17 protein-coding genes are annotated in these 20,091 nt (G+C 68.2%); 11 read left to right on the forward strand and 6 right to left on the reverse strand.

The window, feature by feature from the left end:
- Positions 1-195 precede the first annotated feature (195 nt).
- Positions 196-441 carry a GlsB/YeaQ/YmgE family stress response membrane protein gene (locus ACTOWK_RS11980; protein ID WP_441330385.1) on the forward strand — a complete coding sequence of 82 codons (246 nt, stop codon included), beginning with the start codon at positions 196-198 and terminating at the stop codon, positions 439-441.
- Positions 442-520: 79 nt separating this feature from the next.
- On the opposite strand, the gene cysN is transcribed toward ACTOWK_RS11980, so the two are convergent.
- Together cysN and cysD are read right to left on the reverse strand one after the other, a co-directional pair.
- Positions 521-2,527: a sulfate adenylyltransferase subunit CysN gene (gene cysN, locus ACTOWK_RS11985; RefSeq protein WP_441330386.1), complete on the reverse strand. Its 2,007-nt coding sequence runs from the start codon at positions 2,525-2,527 to the stop codon at positions 521-523.
- A complete protein-coding gene (gene cysD / locus ACTOWK_RS11990) occupies positions 2,527-3,483 on the reverse strand; it encodes a sulfate adenylyltransferase subunit CysD (protein WP_441330388.1) in 957 nt (318 codons plus the stop codon). The genes cysN and cysD overlap by 1 nt, the downstream gene beginning before the upstream one ends.
- A 307-nt stretch (positions 3,484-3,790) precedes the next feature.
- Between cysD and ACTOWK_RS11995 the strand changes: the two genes are divergently transcribed.
- From ACTOWK_RS11995 to ACTOWK_RS12010, 4 genes are read left to right on the forward strand one after another with little or no spacing between them, the layout of a single operon-like run.
- Positions 3,791-5,647 (forward strand): assimilatory sulfite reductase (NADPH) flavoprotein subunit, encoded by a 1,857-nt coding sequence (locus ACTOWK_RS11995; protein WP_441330466.1) that lies wholly within the window; start codon positions 3,791-3,793, stop codon positions 5,645-5,647.
- On the forward strand, positions 5,647-5,916 hold the full coding sequence (locus ACTOWK_RS12000) for a hypothetical protein (protein WP_441330390.1): 270 nt from the start codon (positions 5,647-5,649) through the stop codon (positions 5,914-5,916). Before ACTOWK_RS11995 ends, ACTOWK_RS12000 begins: the two co-directional genes overlap by 1 nt.
- Positions 5,913-7,679 (forward strand): assimilatory sulfite reductase (NADPH) hemoprotein subunit, encoded by a 1,767-nt coding sequence (gene cysI / locus ACTOWK_RS12005; protein ID WP_441330391.1) that lies wholly within the window; start codon positions 5,913-5,915, stop codon positions 7,677-7,679. The genes ACTOWK_RS12000 and cysI overlap by 4 nt, the downstream gene beginning before the upstream one ends.
- Positions 7,676-8,428: a phosphoadenylyl-sulfate reductase gene (locus ACTOWK_RS12010; RefSeq protein WP_441330392.1), complete on the forward strand. Its 753-nt coding sequence runs from the start codon at positions 7,676-7,678 to the stop codon at positions 8,426-8,428. The genes cysI and ACTOWK_RS12010 overlap by 4 nt, the downstream gene beginning before the upstream one ends.
- Before the next feature lie 356 nt (positions 8,429-8,784).
- Here ACTOWK_RS12010 and ACTOWK_RS12015 read toward each other — a convergent pair whose 3' ends face one another.
- Positions 8,785-9,768: a LysR family transcriptional regulator gene (locus tag ACTOWK_RS12015; RefSeq protein WP_441330393.1), complete on the reverse strand. Its 984-nt coding sequence runs from the start codon at positions 9,766-9,768 to the stop codon at positions 8,785-8,787.
- Between the two features lie 312 nt (positions 9,769-10,080).
- Between ACTOWK_RS12015 and cysG the strand changes: the two genes are divergently transcribed.
- From cysG to ACTOWK_RS12045, 6 genes are all read left to right on the forward strand, one after another.
- A complete protein-coding gene (cysG, locus tag ACTOWK_RS12020) occupies positions 10,081-11,538 on the forward strand; it encodes a siroheme synthase CysG (RefSeq protein WP_441330394.1) in 1,458 nt (485 codons plus the stop codon).
- 37 nt (positions 11,539-11,575) lie between these two features.
- A complete protein-coding gene (gene cysK, locus ACTOWK_RS12025) occupies positions 11,576-12,556 on the forward strand; it encodes a cysteine synthase A (RefSeq protein WP_441330395.1) in 981 nt (326 codons plus the stop codon).
- Between the two features lie 548 nt (positions 12,557-13,104).
- The gene (locus tag ACTOWK_RS12030; RefSeq protein WP_441330396.1) at positions 13,105-14,157 is read left to right on the forward strand and encodes an aminoglycoside phosphotransferase family protein; all 1,053 of its coding nucleotides are present in this window, start codon (positions 13,105-13,107) and stop codon (positions 14,155-14,157) included.
- On the forward strand, positions 14,154-14,879 hold the full coding sequence (gene murU / locus ACTOWK_RS12035; RefSeq protein WP_441330397.1) for an N-acetylmuramate alpha-1-phosphate uridylyltransferase MurU: 726 nt from the start codon (positions 14,154-14,156) through the stop codon (positions 14,877-14,879). The genes ACTOWK_RS12030 and murU overlap by 4 nt, the downstream gene beginning before the upstream one ends.
- A gap of 71 nt (positions 14,880-14,950) precedes the next feature.
- On the forward strand, positions 14,951-15,505 hold the full coding sequence (locus tag ACTOWK_RS12040; RefSeq protein WP_441330398.1) for an RNA 2'-phosphotransferase: 555 nt from the start codon (positions 14,951-14,953) through the stop codon (positions 15,503-15,505).
- 4 nt (positions 15,506-15,509) lie between these two features.
- Entirely contained in the window at positions 15,510-16,013 is a 504-nt protein-coding gene (locus ACTOWK_RS12045) for an O-acetyl-ADP-ribose deacetylase (protein WP_441330399.1), read from the forward strand.
- Between the two features lie 952 nt (positions 16,014-16,965).
- Here ACTOWK_RS12045 and hda read toward each other — a convergent pair.
- From hda to ACTOWK_RS12060, 3 genes are read right to left on the reverse strand one after another with little or no spacing between them, the layout of a single operon-like run.
- Positions 16,966-17,691 carry a DnaA regulatory inactivator Hda gene (hda, locus tag ACTOWK_RS12050; protein ID WP_441330400.1) on the reverse strand — a complete coding sequence of 242 codons (726 nt, stop codon included), beginning with the start codon at positions 17,689-17,691 and terminating at the stop codon, positions 16,966-16,968.
- Entirely contained in the window at positions 17,688-18,875 is a 1,188-nt protein-coding gene (locus tag ACTOWK_RS12055) for an AI-2E family transporter (RefSeq protein ID WP_441330401.1), read from the reverse strand. The genes hda and ACTOWK_RS12055 overlap by 4 nt, the downstream gene beginning before the upstream one ends.
- 3 nt (positions 18,876-18,878) lie before the next feature.
- The gene (locus ACTOWK_RS12060; protein WP_441330403.1) at positions 18,879-19,961 is read right to left on the reverse strand and encodes a DUF2066 domain-containing protein; all 1,083 of its coding nucleotides are present in this window, start codon (positions 19,959-19,961) and stop codon (positions 18,879-18,881) included.
- Positions 19,962-20,091: the final 130 nt, after the last annotated feature.

The following is a 20,091-nucleotide window of genomic DNA, read 5'->3' on the forward strand; positions in this document are numbered from 1 at the left end:
TGATGCGGTCGGGGCTTGTTCGCTTCGGTCGATGACGTTGGAATGGGACATTCTGCGTGCCCTTGGTCGCGGCTTGCGCCGCTCCTACCCTTTGTCCGCGTTGCACCCGCCCCAATGCCCCACCCTCACGCCGTAGCGACGCTGGCGGCGACATGCTCCAGCCGCGTTACCCACCATCCCCAGGAGGGCAGGCCCATGCTAGGCGGCATCATTTATACGATCATCATCGGCGCGGTCATCGGCATCCTTGCGCGCTTCTTCAAGCCCGGCGCCGATCCGATGGGCTGGATACTCACCATCCTGCTCGGCATTGCCGGCGCCTACATCGGCAGCCTGCTCTACGTCGGCGGCGGACTGATCGGCCTGATCGTCTCGGTCATCTGCGCGATCGTGCTGTTGTTCCTGTACGAGATGATTCGAAGCAAGACGGCCAAACCGTGAAGCGAAGGCGGCATTTGCTCTGCTGAAAACAGAACACCCCGGCTCAGGCCGGGGTGTTTCGTTACTGCCGCCGACGATCTCAATCGCGCAGGTAATCGATGACCCGCTGCGCCAGAGCCTGCGCATCGTCTTCCAGGGTCTCCAGGCGCAGTTCCGCCGCCTCGGGCGCTTCGTACGGCGAATCGATGCCGGTGAAGTTCGGGATCTTGCCGGCGCGCGCCTTCGCGTACAGGCCCTTGACGTCGCGGCGCTCGGCCTCGGCCAGCGGGGTGTCGACGAACACTTCGACGAATTCGCCGTCCTCGAACAGCTCGCGCGCGAGCCGACGTTCGGCGCGGAACGGCGAGATGAAGCTGACCAGCACGATCAGGCCGGCGTCGGTCATGAGCTTGGCGACTTCGGCGACGCGGCGGATGTTCTCGACCCGGTCTTCGTCGGTGAAGCCCAGGTCCTTGTTGAGGCCATGCCGCACGTTGTCGCCATCGAGCACGAAGCTGTGGTGACCGAGCGCGTGCAGTTGCTTGTCGACCAGGTTGGCGATGGTCGACTTGCCCGAACCCGACAGGCCGGTGAACCACACGCAGCGCGGCTTCTGGTGCTTGCTGCGGGCGCGCGCGGCCTTGTCGACGTCGACCGGCTGCCAGTGGATGTTGCCGGCGCGGCGCAAGGCGAAATCGAGGGTGCCGGCGGCGACCGTGGCGTGGGTCTGGCGGTCGATCAGAATGAAGCTGCCGAGCTCGCGGTTGTCGAGGTAGGCCTCGAACGCGATCGGCTGATCCAGGCTCAGGTTGCAGTAAGCGACCTCGTTGAGTTCGAGGTGCTTGGCCGCCAGTTGGGCCTGGCTGTTGACGTCGACCTTGTGCTTGATCTCGGTGATGCTGGCGCTGACCGTGCGCGCGCCGATCTTCAGCCAGTACGAGCGGCCCGGCAGCAACGGCTGCGCATCCATCCACAGCAGGTGCACGGCGAACTGGTCGGCCACCTGCGCCGGCTGCGCGACGTTGGCGATCACGTCGCCGCGGCTGATGTCGAGTTCGTCGGCGAGGGTCAGGGTGACCGCCTGGCCGGCGCCGGCGACATCGAGATCGCCGTCGGCGGTGACGATGCGCTGCACCTGCGAGCGACGGCCCGAGGGCAAGGCGACGACCTCGTCGCCGGGCCGCACCGTGCCGGCCGCGATGGTGCCGGCGAAGCCGCGAAAATCCTGGTTCGGGCGGTTGACCCATTGCACCGGCAGGCGGAAGCCGAGTTCGGCCGCGCTGCGTTCGGTGTCGACCGATTCCAGATGTTCTAGCACGCTCGGGCCGTGGTACCACGGCGTCAGCGGCGAGCGTTCGGTGAGGTTGTGGCCGCGCAGCGCCGACAAGGGCACGGCGGTGACGTGCTCGATGCCGAGCTGCGCGGCGAGCTCGCGGTATTCGCCGACGATGCGCTCGAACACGGCCTGGTCGAAATCGACCAGATCCATCTTGTTGACCGCGAGCAGCACATGGCGGATGCCGAGCAGGGACACGATGTAGCTGTGCCGGCGGGTCTGCGTCAGCAGGCCTTTGCGCGCGTCGACCAACACCACCGCCAGCGCGGCGGTCGAGGCGCCGGTCGCCATGTTGCGGGTGTACTGCTCGTGGCCCGGGCAGTCGGCGACGATGAACTTGCGCTTCTCGGTACCGAAGAACCGGTAGGCGACGTCGATGGTGATGCCTTGCTCGCGTTCGGCGGCCAGCCCGTCGACGAGCAAGGCGAAATCGATCTCGCCGTTCTGGGTGCCGTGACGGCGGCTGTCGGCGTCGAGCGCGGCCAGTTGGTCGTCGAACAGCAGGCGGGTGTCGTGCAGCAGGCGCCCGATCAGGGTGCTCTTGCCGTCGTCGACGCTGCCGCAGGTGATGAAGCGCAGCAGGCTTTTGTGCTCGTGTTGTTGCAGGTAGCCGGTGATGCTGTCGCCGGCACTGGCGGGACTCGGGAATCGGGACTCGGGACTCGCAAAAGCCACTACGCTGCCGCCCACTGCCACCAACGCTTCCACCTCGCGGCGCTCCGTCTGTTCGTGTTCCAATTCCGACTCCCGATTCGCGAATACCGGCTTCATCAGAAGTAGCCCTCTTGTTTCTTGCGTTCCATCGAAGCGGAGGGGTCATGATCGATCACCCGCCCCTGGCGTTCGGAGGTGGTCGCGACCAGCATCTCGGCGATGATCGCTTCGAGCGTGTCGGCCTCGGATTCGATCGCGCCGGTCAGCGGGTAGCAGCCGAGCGTGCGGAAACGCACCTTGCGGGTCTGCGGCACTTCGCCGTCGCGCAGCGGCAGGCGCTCGTCGTCGACCAGGATCAGGCTGCCGTCGCGCTCCACCACCGGGCGTTCGGCGGCGAAATACAACGACGGTACCGGGATCTTCTCGCGATAGATGTACAGCCAGACGTCGAGCTCGGTCCAATTGGAGATGGGGAACACGCGTACGCTCTCGCCGGCGTGGATGCGGGTGTTGAACAGCGACCACAGCTCCGGACGTTGGTTCTTCGGGTCCCAGCGGTGCTGCGGATTGCGGAACGAGAAGATGCGCTCCTTGGCGCGCGACTTCTCTTCGTCGCGGCGCGCGCCGCCGATGGCGGCATCGAACTTGTTCCAGTCCAGCGCCTGCTTGAGGCCCTGGGTCTTCATCACGTCGGTGTGGACGCTGGCGCCGTGGCTGACCGGGCCGATGCCCTGGGCCAGGCCGTCGGGATTGATGTGCACGCGCAGGTCGACACCGGTCTCGGCGGCGCGGCGGTCGCGGAAGGCGATCATCTCGCCGAACTTCCAGCCGGTGTCGACATGCAGCAGCGGGATCGGCGGGCGCGCCGGATAAAAGGCCTTCAGCAACAGGTGCAGCAGCACCGAGCTGTCCTTGCCGACCGAGTACAGCATCACCGGGTTGCGGAACTCGGCGGCGACCTCGCGCAGGATGTGGATGCTTTCGGCCTCGAGCCGGTCCAGATGGCTCAACGCCTGCGCGGGCAGCGGCGGCGGAGCGGACAGCGGCGGGCTCAGGTCGGGTGACGCACTCATGCGGATGGACTCTTCAAGGCGGCGGGCGTAGCGAAAGGGCGGACTGGACGACGCGCGCCAGCCAGGTAAACCGGTCGCGGCGCCCCGCCGACAGCGGGAAACCGGACGGGCGGATCCGCGCTTGCGGACCGTCCAAGCCTAGCCGGACCGGCAGCTGAGCTTGGGGTCATTAGAATTCCCCCGGTTTCGGGGAGGAAATAAGCGCCGGGCATGAGCGCATTACCGAGCATCCTTTCCGCGGCCCGGGAGCCACTCGTAGCCTGCAGTCTCCCGAAGTCAGAAGCCGACCGCCGTGCCCGCCGCCGCCCTGTCCGCTCCAGCCCTGTCCGCTCCGCCCTCACTGGCCACTCCGCTGCCCGCGGACCGGCTCGATTCGCTCGTCCGCCTCACCGAGGGCCTGGACCACAACAGCCTGTGGTGGTTGTCCGGCTATGCCGCCGGCCTGGCTCGTGCCGGCGCCGGCAACATCGCCACCCTCGCGGTGCCGGCCGCAGCACCCGCGGTCGCCGCTCCCGAGGCCCGCGCCAGCGAACGCGTGAGCATCGTCTACGGCAGCCAGACCGGCAACGCCAAGCGCCTGGCCGAGCAGCTCGCCGGCCAGGCCGAGGCCGCCGGCCTCAGCGTGCGCCTGCTGCGCGCCGATGCCTACCCGACCCGCGAACTCAAGAACGAACGCCTGCTGTATGTCGTCATCAGCACCCAGGGCGACGGCGATCCGCCGGACGACTCGCGCGGCCTGATCGATTTCATCGCCGGCAAGCGCGCGCCCGAACTCAAGGGCCTCAACTTCGCCGTGCTCGGCCTCGGCGATTCCAGCTACCCGGATTTCTGCTCGATCGGCCAGAAGGTCGACGCGCGCCTCGGCGAACTCGGCGCGACCCGGCTGTTCGCCCGCGGCGACGCCGACCTCGATTTCGAGACCGTGTCCACGCCCTGGCTGCAGCAGGCGCTGACTCAGGCCAAGGAAGCGCTGAAGCCGGCTGCCACGCACCTGGCCACGGTCACCCCGCTGCGCCCGCTCGCCGCCGCGCCGGCCTTCCATCGCGATGCGCCGTTCGCCGCCGAGTTGCTTAGCAACCAGCGCCTGATCGCGCGCGGTTCCGACCGCCTGGTGCCGGACAAGGACATCCGCCACATCGAAATATCGCTGGAAGGCTCCGGCCTGCACTACCAGCCCGGCGATTCGCTGGGCGTGTGGCCGCGCAACCCACCGGCTCTGGTCGAGGCGGTGCTGAGCACGCTCGAACTCGATGGCAACGTCGGCGTCGAACACGGCGGCCAGTCGCTGCCGCTGCGGCAGTGGCTCAGCGAGAAGCGCGAGCTGACCAAGTTGGCGCGTCCGTTCATCGCCAGCCATGCCGCGCATGCGCGCAGCGACGAACTCAACCGCCTGCTCGCCCCCGACCAGGCTGCCCAGTTCGCCGAGCTGCTCGCCAACAGCCAGGTCATCGACCTGCTGCAACGCTACGACGGCCAGTGGTCGGCCGAAGAACTGGTCGCCGCGCTGCGCCCGCTGACCCCGCGCATGTACTCGATCGCTTCCAGCCAGAAGCTGGTCGGCGACGAGGCTCACCTCACCGTCGCTCACGTCGAATACCAGAATGCCGGCGGCACCCGCTGGGGCGCGGCCTCGCACCTGCTCGCGAGCGCCGACGAAGGCGAGCGCCTGCCGGTGTTCATCGAACACAACGAACGCTTCCGGGTGCCCGCCGACGGCAGTCGCGACGTGATCATGATCGGCCCCGGCACCGGCGTCGCGCCGTTCCGCGGCTTCGTCCAGGAACGCGTCGCCGACGGCGCCGGCGGCCGCAACTGGTTGCTGTTCGGCAATCCGCATTTCCGCACCGACTTCCTCTACCAGGTCGAATGGCAGGCCGCGCTGAAGGCCGGCCAGCTGCACAAGCTCGACCTGGCGTTCTCGCGCGACCAAGCCCAGAAGGTCTACGTCCAGCATCGCCTCGGTGAGCAGGGCCGCGATCTGTACGACTGGCTCGAAGGCGGCGCGCACCTGTACGTCTGCGGCGATGCCTCGCGCATGGCCAAGGACGTGCACGCCGCACTGCTGGCAGCGATCGCCAAGCACGGCGGCAAGGACGAGGAAGGCGCCGAGGACTATCTCAACGAATTGCAGCGACAGGGCCGCTACGCCCGGGACGTTTACTGATGCACCTGTTTCGCCATCGCCACTTCATCGAATCGGGTCGCGCGTCGCAGGCCGACGCGTCCGGCTTCGTGTCTACTGCGCTCGACGGATCCGACGTCAACGGATCGCCGCTTGCCCCGGCGGCCCGGATGGAACGAGGCAACCACACCGGGCCGGTAGCACGCGCCGACAAGAGCGCGTCGCCGGGCCCGGGCCACACTCCATTCGGGCTGCATCCGCTGAGCGCCCATGCGCTGCGTTTCGCTGCGACCGTCGGAGCGCCGGCATGAGCGCGCATTCGGTCGAAGACATCAAGCGCTCCAGCGCGCGCCTGCGCGGCAGCCTGCTGGAAAGCCTGGCCGATCCGGTCACCGGCGCCCTGCGCGACGACGACCAGACCCTGATCAAGTACCACGGCAGCTACCAGCAGGACGACCGCGACGTGCGCGAAGAGCGCCGCCTCGCGCGCCTGGAGCCAGCCTACAGCTTCATGATCCGCACCCGCACGCCGGGCGGCGTGGTCACCCCGGAGCAATGGCTCAAGCTCGATGCCATCGCGACGACCTACGCCGAACGCGGCCTGCGCATCACCACCCGCCAGGCCTTCCAGTTCCATGGCGTGATCAAGACCGAGTTGAAGCCGACCATGCAGTCGATCAACGCGGCATTGATCGACACCCTGGCCGCCTGCGGCGACGTCAACCGCAACGTCGCGGTCGCCGCCAACCCGCAGGTCTCGGCCTCGCATGCGCAGGTGTTCAAGCAGGCCGCGGCCTTGTCGGAGCATTTGCTGCCGAACACCCGCGCCTATTACGAGATCTGGCTGGACGAAGAACGCGTCGACGGCAGCGGCAGCGAAGACGAGCCGATCTACGGCAATGTCTACCTGCCGCGCAAGTTCAAGATCGGCTTCGCCATCCCGCCGTACAACGACGTCGACGTGTTCGCCCAGGACCTGGGCTATATCGCGATCCTCGCCAAGAACGCCGCCGGCGCCGACGAGTTGCTCGGCTACAACGTCACCGTCGGCGGCGGCATGGGCGCGACCCATGGCGATGCCGAAACCTATCCGCGAGTCGCCGACGTGATCGGCTTCATCACCCCCGACCAGGTCATCGCGGTCGGCGAAGCGGTGGTCACCGCGCAACGCGATTTCGGCAACCGCGCCGTGCGCAAGCGCGCCCGCCTCAAGTACACCATCGACGACCGCGGGCTCGACTGGTTCAAAGCGGAAGTCGAACGCCGTGCCGGGTTCCCTCTCCTCCCGGCACGGCCGTTCGCCTTCCGCCACAACGGCGACCGCTTCGGCTGGGTCGACGGCGACGCCAGCAGCGGCGAAGTGCGCGCGCACCTGACCCTGCGTCTGCCGGCCGGTCGCATCGTCGACGGCGCGCTCGATGGGCAAGGCCCCGAGCTGACTCACCTCAGCGGCTTGCGCGCGATCGCGCAGTTGCTCAGCGGCCACGACGGCGCCGAGTTCCGCATGACCCCGAACCAGAACCTGGTGATCGCCGGCGTGCCGTCGGCGCTGCGCGCGCAGGTCGATGCGCTGGTCGCCCAGCACGGTCTCGACGCCTATCGACAGGCCAGCCCGCTGCGCCGCAACGCCCTGGCCTGCGTGTCCCTGCCGACCTGCGGCCTGGCCATGGCCGAGGCCGAACGCTATCTGCCGGATTTCCTCGACCACGTCGAAGCGCTGCTGGCGCGCCATTCGATCCCCGATGCCTCGATCAACCTGCGCATCAGCGGCTGCCCGAACGGTTGCTCGCGTCCCTACCTCGGCGAGATCGCCCTGGTCGGCAAGGCGCCGGGTCGTTACAACCTGATGCTCGGCGCCGACCACCGCGGCCAGCGTCTGAACACCCTGTACCGCGAAAACATCGCCGAGCCGGAGATCCTGGCCGCGCTCGACCCGCTGTTCGCCGCCTACGCGAGCGGACGCAACGACGACGAAGGTTTCGGCGACTACCTGGTGCGCAACCAGGTCGTGTCGATTCCCTATCCCTCTCCCACCGGCATTCCGATCGCATTAGTCGCAGAGGCGTACGCATGAGCGCTCCCACCGATCCCGTCACCGCCGCCGAATCGCCGCGCGCGTTGGCCGAACTCAATGCCTGGCTGGCGACGCAGAGCGCCGAGCAACGCGTGGCCTGGGCCCTGGAAAACACTGCCGGCGAGCACGCGCTGTCGTCGAGCTTCGGCGCCCAGTCGGCGGTGTCGCTGCACATGGTGACCCAGCAGGCGCCGCGTATCCCGGTGATCGTGGTCGACACCGGCTATCTGTTCCCGGAGACCTATCGCTTCATCGACGAACTCGGCGAGCGGCTCAAGCTCAACCTCAAGGTCTATCGCCCGCAGATCGGCGTGGCCTGGATGGAAGCGCGCTTCGGCCGTTTGTGGGAACAGGGCCTGGACGGCATCGAGCGCTACAACCGCCTGCGCAAGGTCGAACCGATGCAGCGCGCGCTCAACGAACTCGGCGTGCGCACCTGGATCGCCGGCCTGCGCCGCAGCCAATCGGGCAGCCGCGCCAACATCGAGTTCCTGCAGTTGCGCGACGGCCGCTGGAAGTTGCACCCGCTGGCCGACTGGAGCGACCGCGACATCTGGCAGTACCTGCACGCGCACGACCTGCCGTATCACCCGCTGTGGCACGACGGTTACGTCTCGATCGGCGACATCCACACCACCCGCCGTCTCGAACCCGGCATGCGCGATGAGGACACTCGCTTCTTCGGCCTCAAGCGCGAATGCGGCCTGCATTTCGACAGCGAGCCGGTGGCCGAGAATCAGGCGGCTTGATCTGCTTCTCCCCTTCTCCCGCAAGCGGGAGAAGGTGGCCCGAAGGGCCGGATGAGGGCACGAGATGCGGCGGAACCGCCCACTCTCGCGCCCTCACCCCAACCTCTCTCCCGTAAACGGGAGAGGGGCGCTTGCTTAGATTGCTGGTGGGTTGCGCGCTAGCTGCGGCGAAGAGCAAATCCCCCCTGCCCCCCTCAACAAAGGGGGGAATTAACAGTGGTAGATCTTTCGGGTTGGTCGGCATCAACGCCGCATTACCCACTCACGCAACTCCGCTAACGGACTTCCCCCTTTGGAGAGGGGGATCGAGGGGGATTTGCTTTACCCTCCGGAACCAGACAACTGCCTCACACCGCTTACGAACTGATCGGCTGAGTCAGCTCAGTCCAGGTCGGGGCCTTCGGCCATTGCGGTTCCAGGTTGCCTTCGAGCACACGGCGCAGGTCGCGGCGGTCGATCTGCGGCGCCAGGCCATGCAGCAGTTCCAACGCGTAGTCGCGCAGCACGCGCGCGCGCGGAATCACCGCCCAGGTGATGCACTCGGGGAACGCTTCCGGCGCGACCAGCGCCTTCAGGTCGTCGTCGCGCGAGGTCACCGCCATCTCGGCCAGCACGCCGACGCCAAGGCCGGCGCGCACATAGGTCTTGATCAGGTCGGCATCGCGCGCGGTCATCGCCAACTGCGGCTCGTGGCCACCGGCGCTGAAGGCGCGGCGCAGCGAGGATTCCGGGCGGGTCGAGGATTCGTAGCTGATCAACGGGTGCGCGGCCAGTTCGGCCAGGGTCGGCGCTCGATCAAGCTTGGCCAGCGCATGCGTGCGCGGCACCAGCACCACCCGGCGCCAGCGGAACAGCGGCACGGCCAGCCCGCCCTCGGGCGCGGCGCCGGCGGTGCTGATCACCGCCAGGTCGGCGTTGCCGTGCGACAGATGCGCCAGCACTTCGCCGTCGGCGGCGGCCTGCAAGTGCACGCTGACTTGCGGGAAATCGCGTTTGACCTGGGCGATCACCGGCGGCAGCACGTAGCGCGCCTGGGTGTGGGTGGTCGACAGCACCAGGCGGCCGGCGTGTTGGCCGCGCTCGTTGGCGGCATAGGCGCGGATGTTGCTGGCTTCTTCGAGAATGCGGCGCGCGTGTTCGAGCACGCGCTCGCCGGCCGGCGCGATCGCTTCCAAGCTGCGGCCCTTGCGCACGAACAACAGAAAACCCAGTTCGTCTTCGAGCTGCTTGAGCTGCTTGGACAGCCCCGGCTGGGTGGCATGGACGCGCTCGGCGGCCAGGGTGATGTTGAGGCCCGAATCGGCGATGGCGACCAGGTAGCGGAGCTGGGTCAGGGTCATGGCGTGGCTATCCGTACGAGTAGTGGATCGGCGGCGGAATGTCGGCGCAGGCAACGACAACAGCCCGCGCCGTGGCGGACCGGGTCGTGCGGCCGGGACATTCGTTTGCGGATCGCGTCCACGTCTTTATCGCTCTATTCGGATATAACGATTTATAGCGTATTCGGCGTATGGTCGGCTTGTCCAGCCCCCTGGGCGGCCTTGCGGGGGCTCATGCCGTGACGGCATGTGCAAAGGCGGCGACGTCATTTCCGGCCCCGGTCGGGGGGTCGTAGGGTCGTCCCATCGTCCCCGGATTGTCGCCCCGCCGCCATGACCAGCCCTCTGTTCCCAGTGTTTGCCGACCTGCGCGGGCGCATCGTGCTCGTGGTCGGCGGGGGTACGGTCGCGCTGCGCAAGGCCGGCGCGCTGCTCGACGCCGGCGCCCGGGTCCGGGTCGGCGCGCCCGAGCTGGCCCCGGCCCTGGCGGCGTGGGTCGCCGAGGGCCGTATCGAACACTTGCCGGGGCACTTCGTCGCGCAGTGGCTGGACGAGGCCTGGTTGGCGATCGCCGCGACCGACGACGCCGCGGTCAACCGCAGCGTCGCCGAAGCCGGCGAAGCGCGCCGGGTCTGGGTCAACGTCGTCGACGATGTCGAGACTTCGAGCTTCCACGTCCCGGCGCGCGTGGTCCGCGGCCCGGTCCAGATCGCGATCTCCAGCGGCGGCGGCGTGCCGATGCTGTCGCGCCATCTGCGCGAAACCCTGGAAACCCAATTCGACGAGTCGCTCGGCGCACTCGCGCAGTTGCTGTCGCGCGAACGCGAGCGCATCCGCCAACACTTTCCCGAACTCGCTGCGCGCCGTCGCTTCTTCGACCGCGTGCTGTCGGGGCCGATTCCCTCGCTGCTGCGCCAGGGTCGTAACGACGAGGCGCAGCGCGCATTCGGCGCCGCCCTCGTCGAATCCGACGACGCCGCGCAAGTCGGTTCAGTCGCCCTGGTCGGCGCCGGCCCCGGCGATCCGGGTCTGCTGACCCTGCGCGGCCTGCGCGTGCTCAACGAGGCCGACGTGATCCTGCACGACCGCCTGGTCAGCCCGCAGGTGCTGCAACTGGCGCGCCGCGACGCCGAGCTGATCGACGTCGGCAAGCCGCTCGCCGGCACGCTGTCGCCGGCCAACCATCACAGCACCCAGGAACGCATCCACGACCTCATGCTCGAGCACGCCCGCGCCGGCAAGCGCGTGGTGCGGCTCAAGGGCGGCGACCCGTTCGTGTTCGGGCGCGGCGGCGAAGAACTCGAAGTGCTGCGCGATCACGGCATCGCCTTCGAGGTCGTGCCCGGCATCACCGCTGCGCTGGCCTGCGGCGCCTACGCCGGCATTCCGCTGACCCATCGCGAACATGCGCAGTCGCTGCGCCTGGTCACCGCCCACCTCAAAGACGCCAACGACGGCCTCGACTGGCGCGCGCTGGCCCAGGAAAAGCAGACGCTCGCGGTCTACATGGGCGTGTCCGGGCTCGATGTGCTGCGCGACAAACTGATCGAACACGGCCGCGCCGCCAGCACCCCGTTCGCCCTGATCGAAAACGGTTCGCGCCCGGAACAGCGCGTGGTCACCGGCACGCTCGCCGAGCTGGCCGAGCGCGCCCAGGCCCACCGCGTGCAGTCGCCGGCCCTGTTGATCGTCGGCGAAGTCGCCGCGCTGGCCGCGCGCCTGCACTGGTTCGGCGAGGCGCCGCTGACCCAACTGCCGGCGCCGGTCGAAACCTACGCCGTAGCCGCCTGACCGCCCCTCATTCGCACCCACGCCACGGGAACCCCTCATGCCCCTGTATGACAACATCCTCGACACCATCGGCAACACGCCGATCGTCAAATTGCACCGCATCGCGCCGAAGCACGTGACCTTGTATGCGAAGGTCGAATCCTTCAATCCCGGCGGTTCGGTCAAGGACCGCCTGGCCCTGGCGATCGTGCTCGACGCCGAGCGCAGCGGCGCCTTGAAGCCGGGCCAGACCATCGTCGAAGCGACCTCGGGCAACACCGGCATCGCCCTGGCGATGGTCGCCGCCGCACGCGGCTATCCGTTCGTGGCGGTGATGACCGAAACCTTCTCGATCGAGCGCCGCAAGCTGATGCGCGCTTACGGCGCGAAAGTGATCCTGACCCCGGCCGCCGAGCGCGGCACCGGCATGGTCCGCAAGGCCGCCGAACTGGCCGAGAAGCACGGCTGGTTCCTCGCCCGCCAGTTCGACAACCCGGCCAACCCGGCCTATCACCGCAACACCACCGCGCCGGAAATCCTGCGCGACTTCGCCGGCAAGCGGCTCGATTACTTCGTCACCGGCTGGGGCACCGGCGGCACCCTCAGCGGCGCCGGCCAGGTGCTGAAGCTGGCACGCCCCGACTTGAAAATCGTCACCTCCGAACCCGCCGGCGCCTCGCTGTTGAGCGGCAACGCCTGGCAGCCGCACAAGATCCAGGGCTGGACCCCGGACTTCGTGCCCGGCGTGCTCGACCGCAGCGTCGCCGACGAAATCCGCCCGGTCGACGACGTCGTCGCGCGCGATACCGCGCGCCGCCTGGCCGCGGAAGAAGGCGTATTCGTCGGCATCTCCGCCGGCGCGACCGTCGCTGCCGCCTTGCAGGTCGCCGAGCAGGCGCCGGAAGGCACGGTACTGCTGGCGATGCTGCCGGACACCGGCGAGCGTTATCTGTCGACCTTCTTGTTCGAAGGCGTGGCCGAAGGCTCCGACGACGAGTGGCTGGCTTCCCTGGATCGACAGGAGTCGGCCGCGGCTTGAGCAACAGGCGGGGCGGAGCCGAGCGCGGCCCTCTGGCGCGCACGTGCCGCCGCGTCGGGACGGCTTCGCGCCGGCCCCGCCCCGCGCTTCTATTCAGTAACGAGTTCCGCGGTAACGAGTTGGCGGCAACCGAGCACCCGTAGGGCGGGGCTCACGACGGCGAGACGCCGGAGGCAGCGGTGGCGACTGCATCCGGAACAACGACGGCGTGGGCTTCGCCCTACATCTTTTGAGTGGGCCGGCACCGCGGGTTCGTCAGGCCTGAGCGCCAAGGCAGTTGATCCGCCCTACTCCCGCTTGCAGGAGTAGGTGGCCCGAAGGGCCAGATGAGGGCGCAGGAGGCGACTTAGATACGCGTCAGTCAATACCTTGCGTTTGCAACTGCTCCCTTTTCGCCCTCACTCCAACCCTTCTCCCCCAAGTGGGAGAGGCGCTTGAAGCAGGGGAGAGGGGCTTCGAGCTGAAACCAAGCTCCCACCGCACGGATTCACCCCCGGACCGCGGACGTTTACCCTGTGCGCTAGCGGCACCCGCCGCGCGGAGCAGGCATGACCCAGTCCCACCCTACCGATCGAGACCTCGCCCGCCTGGATTGGGCCCGTGCCGCGACCGGCGACGACCGCCTCGAACTCGTACGCGCCTCGTTCGACGCCGGTTTCCGCAGCTACTGGCGCGGCGCCACGACCGCCGCCGACGGCGCCGCATCGGCCACCGTCATCGTCATGGACTCGCCGCCCGAGCTCGAGGACGCGCGCCCCTGGCTGCGCATGCGCGAAGTCCTGCTCGCCGGCGGCGTGCGCGTGCCGGAGGTGCGGGCCCAGGACCTCGAACACGGTTTCCTGCTGCTCGAAGACCTCGGCCGCGACACCTATCTGCAAGTGATCGAAGACGGCAACGCCGACGCGCTGTTCGACGACGCCTTCACTCAGTTGCTGAAGATCCAGGCCCTGCCCTGCCCGGACGACCTGCCGCCTTACGACGAAGCCTTCCTGGCCCGCGAGCTGCGCCTGTTCGACGAATGGTTCCTCGGCCGTCACCTCGGCATCGAGCTGAGCTGCGACGATCTGGAAAAACTCGACCTGGCCTATCGCCGCATCCTCGACAACGTGCTCGCCCAGACCCAGAGCTTCGTGCACCGCGATTTCATGCCGCGCAATCTGATGCCGGTCGCGGGCGGCGTGGCGGTGATCGATTTCCAGGGCGCCTTGCGCGGGCCCATCGCCTACGACCCGATCAGCCTGTTCCGCGACGCCTTCCTGAGCTGGCCGGAAGCGCGCGTCGAGGCCTGGCTCGCGCGCTATCACGCGCGTGCGACCGCCGCCGGCATCCCGCTGCCGGACCTCGCGCGGTTCCGCCGCGACGCCGACTTCGCCGGCCTGCAGCGCCACATCAAGATCCTCGGCCTGTTCGCGCGCCTGCACCATCGCGACGGCAAGCCCAAGTACCTGGCCGATGCGCCGCGCTTCCTCGGTTACCTCGACATCGTCCTGGGGCGCTATCCCGAACTCGCGCCGCTGGCCGACATCGTCGAACGTTATGTGCGCCCGGCCCTGGCCGCAGCCGCTGCGGCCGGTTCGGCCGGTTCGGCCGGTTCGGCATGAAAGCGCTGATCTTCGCCGCCGGCCTCGGCGAGCGCATGCGCCCGCTGACCCTGCACACACCCAAGCCCTTGCTCACGGTCGGCGGCAAGCGCCTGATCGAATGGCATCTGGAAAAATTCGCCGCGCTCGGCATCGACGAAGTCGTGGTCAACACCAGCTGGCTCGCGCCGCAGTTCCCCGAGACCCTCGGCGACGGCGCGCGCTGGGGCCTGCGCCTGCGTTTTTCCTACGAAGGGCCGACCCCGCTGGAAACCGGCGGCGGCATGCTGCAGGCGCTGTCGCTGCTGCAGGAAGGCGCCGACCCGCAAGCGCCGTTCCTGGTCGCCAACGGCGACATCTGGACCGACTACGACTTCGCCGCTCTGCCGCGCGAGTTCGACGGCGACGCGCATCTGCTGCTGGTCGACAATCCGCCGCAACATCCGCACGGCGATTTCCGCCTCGACGGCGGGCGCGTGCACAACCACGGCGAACCGCGCCTGACCTATTCCGGCATCGGCCTGTATCGTGCGTCCCTGTTCGACGGCTGGCGCGAGCGACTCGGCGATGCCGCCGGCGCACAACAGCAGCCGCCGCGCTTCAGCACCGTGCCCTTGCTGCGCGCCGCCGCCGATGCCGACCGTTTGAGCGGATCGCATCATCGCGGCCGCTGGACCGACGTCGGCACGCCCGAGCGTCTGCAGCAACTCGCCGCCGCGCTGACCGCGGCGGCGCACTACTGAACGCACCACCAGAAAAAACGACCGCGCGGCCTGAACCACCGCAGCCACTCACCCCTGCGAACTGGAATCCCATGACCGCCGTCCACCTCACCAAGACCAGCAAATTCCTCAGCCTGGTGCTGCGCCACGAACCCGAAGCGATCGGCCTGAGCCTCGACGGCAACGGCTGGGCCGACATCGACGAACTGGTCCGCCTGGCCAATGCCGCCGGCAAGCCGGTGACGCGCGCGTTGATCGACGAAGTCGTGCGCGACAACGACAAGCAGCGCTTCGCGATCAGCGACGACGGCAGCCGCATCCGCGCCAATCAAGGCCACTCGATCGAAGTCGACCTGGCGCTGACCGCACTGGCGCCGCCGGCCGTCCTTTACCACGGCACCGCGACCCGCTTCGCCAAGTCGATCCGCAACCTGGGCCTGGTCCAGCAGAGCCGCCAGCACGTGCATTTATCGTCCGACCCGGACACCGCGACCAAGGTCGGCAGCCGCCACGGCAAGGCTCTGGTGCTGTCGATTCGCGCCGGCGACATGCACGCGCGCGGCCTGAGCTTCTTCCAATCCGAAAACGGCGTCTGGCTGACCGACGCGGTCGCGCCGGAGTTCATCGACTGGCCGGACCACGGTTAAGGCGATGCGGCTGCGCGCGATCCAGGGCGACATCACCACCCTGAACGTCGACGCGATCGTCAACGCCGCCAATTCGTCCTTACTCGGCGGCGGCGGCGTCGATGGCGCGATCCATCGCGCCGCCGGCCCGGAGCTGGTCGCCGAGTGCCGCTTGCTCGGCGGCTGCAAGACCGGCGAGGCCAAACTCACCCGTGGTTATCGATTGCCGGCGCGCTACGTCATCCACACCGTCGGGCCGGTCTGGCGCGGCGGCGAATACGGCGAGCCCCAGCTATTGGCCGCGTGTTATCGCAAGTGCCTGGCGGTGGCGGCGCGGCATGGCTTGGCGAGCGTCGCCTTCCCCTGCATCAGCACCGGCATCTTCGGCTATCCCGCCGATGCAGCCGCGCGGATCGCGGTCGAGACGGTGCGGGCGCAGGCCGATGCGGGGATCGAAGAGGTCGTGTTTTGTTGTTTCTCCGATGCGGATCGAAGGTTGTACGAGGGGTTGCTGGGTTCGCCTTTGTAGGAGCGACGTGAGTCGCGACCGCGGAACGCGCAGAGATGGCGAGGCCGCCGCCGGCTGTAGAAGCGGTGTTCTCTCGCAGGGTAGGAGCGGCGCAAGCCGCGACATCGCTGCGACGGTCTTGCGGGGCATCTATCAAACAAGATCAAACGCCAAAAGCTTCCGCCACTAAAGCGGCGGGTTACTTTCTTTTGTCTAAAGCAACAAAAGAAAGGTAACCAAAGAAGTTGCTTTTTTTTGAGTCAAGGGCCCGCACGAGCGGTGCATCAGCAGGGATTTTTCATACGGGACATCCCTGTCCCGACGAAAAACGGCGCGCATCCCTGCGCGCCGCCCTTCGGGGCTTCGATTGTCTTCGCTAGCGCGCGGCGGCGCACAGCAACAGCAACAGCAAGGGCAACGGCAACGGCAACGGCAACGGCAAGGGCAAGGGCAAGGGCAAGGGCAAGGGTATTTTTGCCGTTGCCAGGATTTTGATCCGCTTTGCTTTGTAGCTTTGCCGGTCGAATGAAGACCCGTAGGGCGGCCCGCATGGATGCGGGCCGTGCGCAAGCAGGCCATGGATGGCCTGTCTGGAGCATCCCTGCGTCGGCTTCGATCGTGCGGGCTTGTGCCCTTGCAAGGAGAGCCCTTTTCTTTGGTTAGCTTTCTTTTGGGCTTAGCAAAAGAAAGTAACCCGGCCGCGTTAGCGGACGGAAGCTTTAGACCTTGATGTGGCTTCACCGCTCTGCGGCAAGAATCGCCGCAACGGGAGACGACGTGGTCGCGACTTGCGTCGCTCCTACCCTGGAGCTACCTCATCGGCGCCAACTACAGTGGCGACGCAAAAGCTCGCGCCCGCGCGCACTCCGTCGCAGTGCAAATTCAAGTGTGGTTCAAACCAAACCGCAACCGACAGTGGGTTCTCGAATCGAGAATCTTCGCCGACCAAACCCAACCCCACACACACCACGCCTTACTCAGCGCCCAACGTCTGCCGCAAGAACGGCACGGTGATGCGCCGCTGCGCCGCGAGCGAGGCGCGGTCGAGTTTGTCGAGCAAGGCGGTCAGCCCGCCCAGGTCGCGGTCGACGCGCTTGAGCAGCCAATCCAGGGCGGCTTCTTCCAGGGCCAGACCGCGGCGCTGGGCGCGCTGGCGCAACACTTCGCCGCGGCCGGCGTCGTCGAGCGGGGTCAGCACGATGCGGGTGCACTGCGACAGGCGCGAGCGCAGGTCGGGCAGGCTCAAGGGAAGTTCGTCGGGATTGTCGCGCGCGGCATAGATCAACGAGGCGCCGGCGGCGCGCGCGCGGTTGTGGGTATCGAACAGGGCGATTTCGTCGTCGCGGTTGCCGGCGATCGCTTCGATGCCGTCCAGCGCCAACAAGTCGTTGCCTTCGAGTGCGTACAACGCGTCGCGCAGGCGACCGGCGGCGGCTTGCAGGGGCAGGTAGGCGGCACGGCGGCCGGCCGATTCGGCGGCGGCGCAGGCGCCCAGCAGCAGGTGGGTCTTGCCCACCCCGGCCGGGCCGGCCAGATACACCCAGTCGGCGCCGGTCGGGTCGATGTAGCCGGCGGTCTCCTGGGTCTGCGTGGCCAGGGCGCGCAACTGCGCGATCGCGCCCTCGGGCGCGTCGACATAGGTATCCAAACGCTGGTCCGGCGGATAGCGCAGGGCCAGCGGCAACTGCGGGACGCTCACTGCGTTTCGCGCTCCGCGCGGTCGGCCTGCTCCGCGTTCTGCTTCGGCTCGGCCTTGGGCACGACCGGCGTGGTCGCCGGGTCGAGCAGGATGGTCGGGTGTTCGCCGGCGTACAGGCGGCTGTGCGTGTAGCGCTCTTGCGCGTAACGCAACAGCACGTTGGCGATGGCCGCGACCGGCAGGGCCAGCAGCATGCCGAGGAAACCGAACAAGGTGCCGCCGGCGAGCACGGCGAAGATCACCGCGACCGGATGCAGGCCGATGCGGTCGCCGACCAGCTTGGGCGTCAGCCAATAGCTTTCGACGACTTGCCCCACGCCGAACACGGCCAGCACGCCGGCCACGTATTTCCAGTCGCCGTACTGCACCAGCGCGGCGATCACGCCAAGGACGATGCCGCTGGCCGGGCCGAGATACGGCACGAAGGTCAGCAAGCCGGCGATGATGCCGATCAGGATGCCGAGGTCCAGGCCGACCGCCCACAGGCCGAGGCCGTACATCACGCCGAGCGCCAGCATCACCAGGAACTGGCCGCGCAGGAAGGCGCCGAGCACGTCGCTGGATTCCTTGGCCAGGCGGCTCGCAGTGGCGAGATGGTCACGCGGGATCAGCGAGGCGACACGCTCGACCAGCACGTCCCAGTCGCGCAGGAAGAAGAAGGTCAGCACCGGCAGCAGGGCGATGTTGGCGATCAGCCCCATGATCGCGAAGCCCGAACGCGACAGGTAGCCCAGCAGGGTGGTGGCCACGCCGCCGGCGCGCTCCCAGTTGCTGCGGACCAGTTCGATCAGGTGGTTGAGGTCGAGCCAGGTGCCGATCTCGAAACCGGTGCGCTGCTCCAGCCACGGAATCGCGGTCGCGGTGAACCACTCGCGATAGCGCGGCAAGGACACGATCAGGGTCGAGATCTGGCGTTCGATCAGCGGCACCAGCAACACCAGCACCAGGATCACCAGCAAGGCCATCAGCCCGAACACCAGCGACACGGCGACGTTGCGCGAGCGGCCGGTGCGTTCGAGCCGGTCGACCAGCGGGTCGCCGAGCCAGCCTAGCATCGCGGCGATCACGAACGGCGTCAGCACCGGCGCGAGCACCCACAACAGCCAGCACGCGCCGACGCCGAGCGCCGTCCATTGCAGGCGGCGCAGGAACAGGGCGATGTCTTCCAAGGGGGCGCGGTCCATACGTCAGTGCAGCCGGTACACGGGCGGCTGACCTTCGAGGCCTTCCAGCGCTTCGAGGGTATCGCCGCTGTCGGCCATGCGCTTCAGGCCGGACAGGCCGGAAATCAGGTCGAGGTCGAACTCGACGCTGTCGGGCGTGGCGCGCACCGGGGTCATCTTGCGGATCACCGCCAGGCCTTGCAGGTAGCCGGACAGGCGGATGTAATCGTCGGCGCTGTGCAGGTTGGTGAACACCACCCGGTAGACGCCGGCCGGACCGGCCGCGCTGCGCTTGGCGTAGCGCTTCATCAGCGCGTCGGCCGCGCCGTCGGCGCCGCCGGCCATGACCTTGCGGGCATCGGGATCGGTGTTGGACCAGCTGCCCAGCACTTTGCCGCTGTCGACGAAGGTCCAGTCGCCCTTCCAACCGCCGGTCTTGACCCGGTAGACCTTGCCGATCAGTTGCATCGGCGGGCTGTAGCGCGACGAAGCGCGGGCCACCGCGGCGGCGTCGCCGCGCCAGATCGCGCCGACGCTGGCCTGTTCGGCGGCGTTGCCGCTCGGCAGACCGAGGCGGTAGCCCCGGTCGATCGCGCGGTTCAGCGCCGAACGCGCGGCGTTGACCTGGGGCAGGCCGACCAGGCGCGGGCCGCTGCCGTCGTCGATCGCCATCCACAGCACCGGCTTGGGCCGCGGCTGCGGCCAGATCGGCAGGCCGAGGGTCGAGGCCAGGGTCTCGACCTTGGCCTGGTCGAAATTGACCACCAGGGTGGTCTGGAAGGTCGGCGCGCCGGTCGAGCGCGACACGCCCTCGTCCTGGCGGTAGTCGTAGCCGGTCGCGTAGTCCTTGGCCCGGCGCAGCTCCTGGCCGACGCCGGGACGGCTGGCGGCGGCGCGGTCGCCGGACATCTTGCCCAGCACCTGGGCCAGGGCACGCGCCATGGCGCCGTTGCGCTCGGCTTCGCCCTGGCCGTTGACCTGAACCTCGGCCGAGAACGGGCCCGCCGCCTCGGCGCGGTCGCCCTCGACGCGCTGCGCAGTGGCGGCAAAGCTCGCCAGCATCAGCGTTGCGACCACAAAACTCCGGATTGCCCGAACCATCGCCATCCTTAACTGTAGGTAGAAAAACCGGCGTCCCGCTCGCCGTTCCAGCGCGAACCGGGCCACGGGCCCGGCCTCGTAGAAGCTGGACCCACCACCGCGGACGAAGGCCATGCCCTCGCCCACCCTCGCGTCC

It is taken from the genome of Lysobacter sp. CA196 (genome assembly GCF_052078695.1).
Lineage (GTDB): Bacteria > Pseudomonadota > Gammaproteobacteria > Xanthomonadales > Xanthomonadaceae > Lysobacter.

What these genes read in the sequence shown, in the direction of transcription:
- ACTOWK_RS11980 (WP_441330385.1), top strand. Translation starts at nt 196, where the DNA reads ATGCTAGGCGGCATCATTTATACGATCATCATCGGCGCGGTCATCGGC.
- cysN (WP_441330386.1), bottom strand. Translation starts at nt 2,527, where the DNA reads ATGAAGCCGGTATTCGCGAATCGGGAGTCGGAATTGGAACACGAACAG.
- cysD (WP_441330388.1), bottom strand. Translation starts at nt 3,483, where the DNA reads ATGAGTGCGTCACCCGACCTGAGCCCGCCGCTGTCCGCTCCGCCGCCG.
- ACTOWK_RS12000 (WP_441330390.1), top strand. Translation starts at nt 5,647, where the DNA reads ATGCACCTGTTTCGCCATCGCCACTTCATCGAATCGGGTCGCGCGTCG.
- cysI (WP_441330391.1), top strand. Translation starts at nt 5,913, where the DNA reads ATGAGCGCGCATTCGGTCGAAGACATCAAGCGCTCCAGCGCGCGCCTG.
- ACTOWK_RS12010 (WP_441330392.1), top strand. Translation starts at nt 7,676, where the DNA reads ATGAGCGCTCCCACCGATCCCGTCACCGCCGCCGAATCGCCGCGCGCG.
- ACTOWK_RS12015 (WP_441330393.1), bottom strand. Translation starts at nt 9,768, where the DNA reads ATGACCCTGACCCAGCTCCGCTACCTGGTCGCCATCGCCGATTCGGGC.
- cysG (WP_441330394.1), top strand. Translation starts at nt 10,081, where the DNA reads ATGACCAGCCCTCTGTTCCCAGTGTTTGCCGACCTGCGCGGGCGCATC.
- cysK (WP_441330395.1), top strand. Translation starts at nt 11,576, where the DNA reads ATGCCCCTGTATGACAACATCCTCGACACCATCGGCAACACGCCGATC.
- ACTOWK_RS12030 (WP_441330396.1), top strand. Translation starts at nt 13,105, where the DNA reads ATGACCCAGTCCCACCCTACCGATCGAGACCTCGCCCGCCTGGATTGG.
- murU (WP_441330397.1), top strand. Translation starts at nt 14,154, where the DNA reads ATGAAAGCGCTGATCTTCGCCGCCGGCCTCGGCGAGCGCATGCGCCCG.
- ACTOWK_RS12040 (WP_441330398.1), top strand. Translation starts at nt 14,951, where the DNA reads ATGACCGCCGTCCACCTCACCAAGACCAGCAAATTCCTCAGCCTGGTG.
- ACTOWK_RS12045 (WP_441330399.1), top strand. Translation starts at nt 15,510, where the DNA reads ATGCGGCTGCGCGCGATCCAGGGCGACATCACCACCCTGAACGTCGAC.
- ACTOWK_RS12055 (WP_441330401.1), bottom strand. Translation starts at nt 18,875, where the DNA reads ATGGACCGCGCCCCCTTGGAAGACATCGCCCTGTTCCTGCGCCGCCTG.
- ACTOWK_RS12060 (WP_441330403.1), bottom strand. Translation starts at nt 19,961, where the DNA reads ATGGCGATGGTTCGGGCAATCCGGAGTTTTGTGGTCGCAACGCTGATG.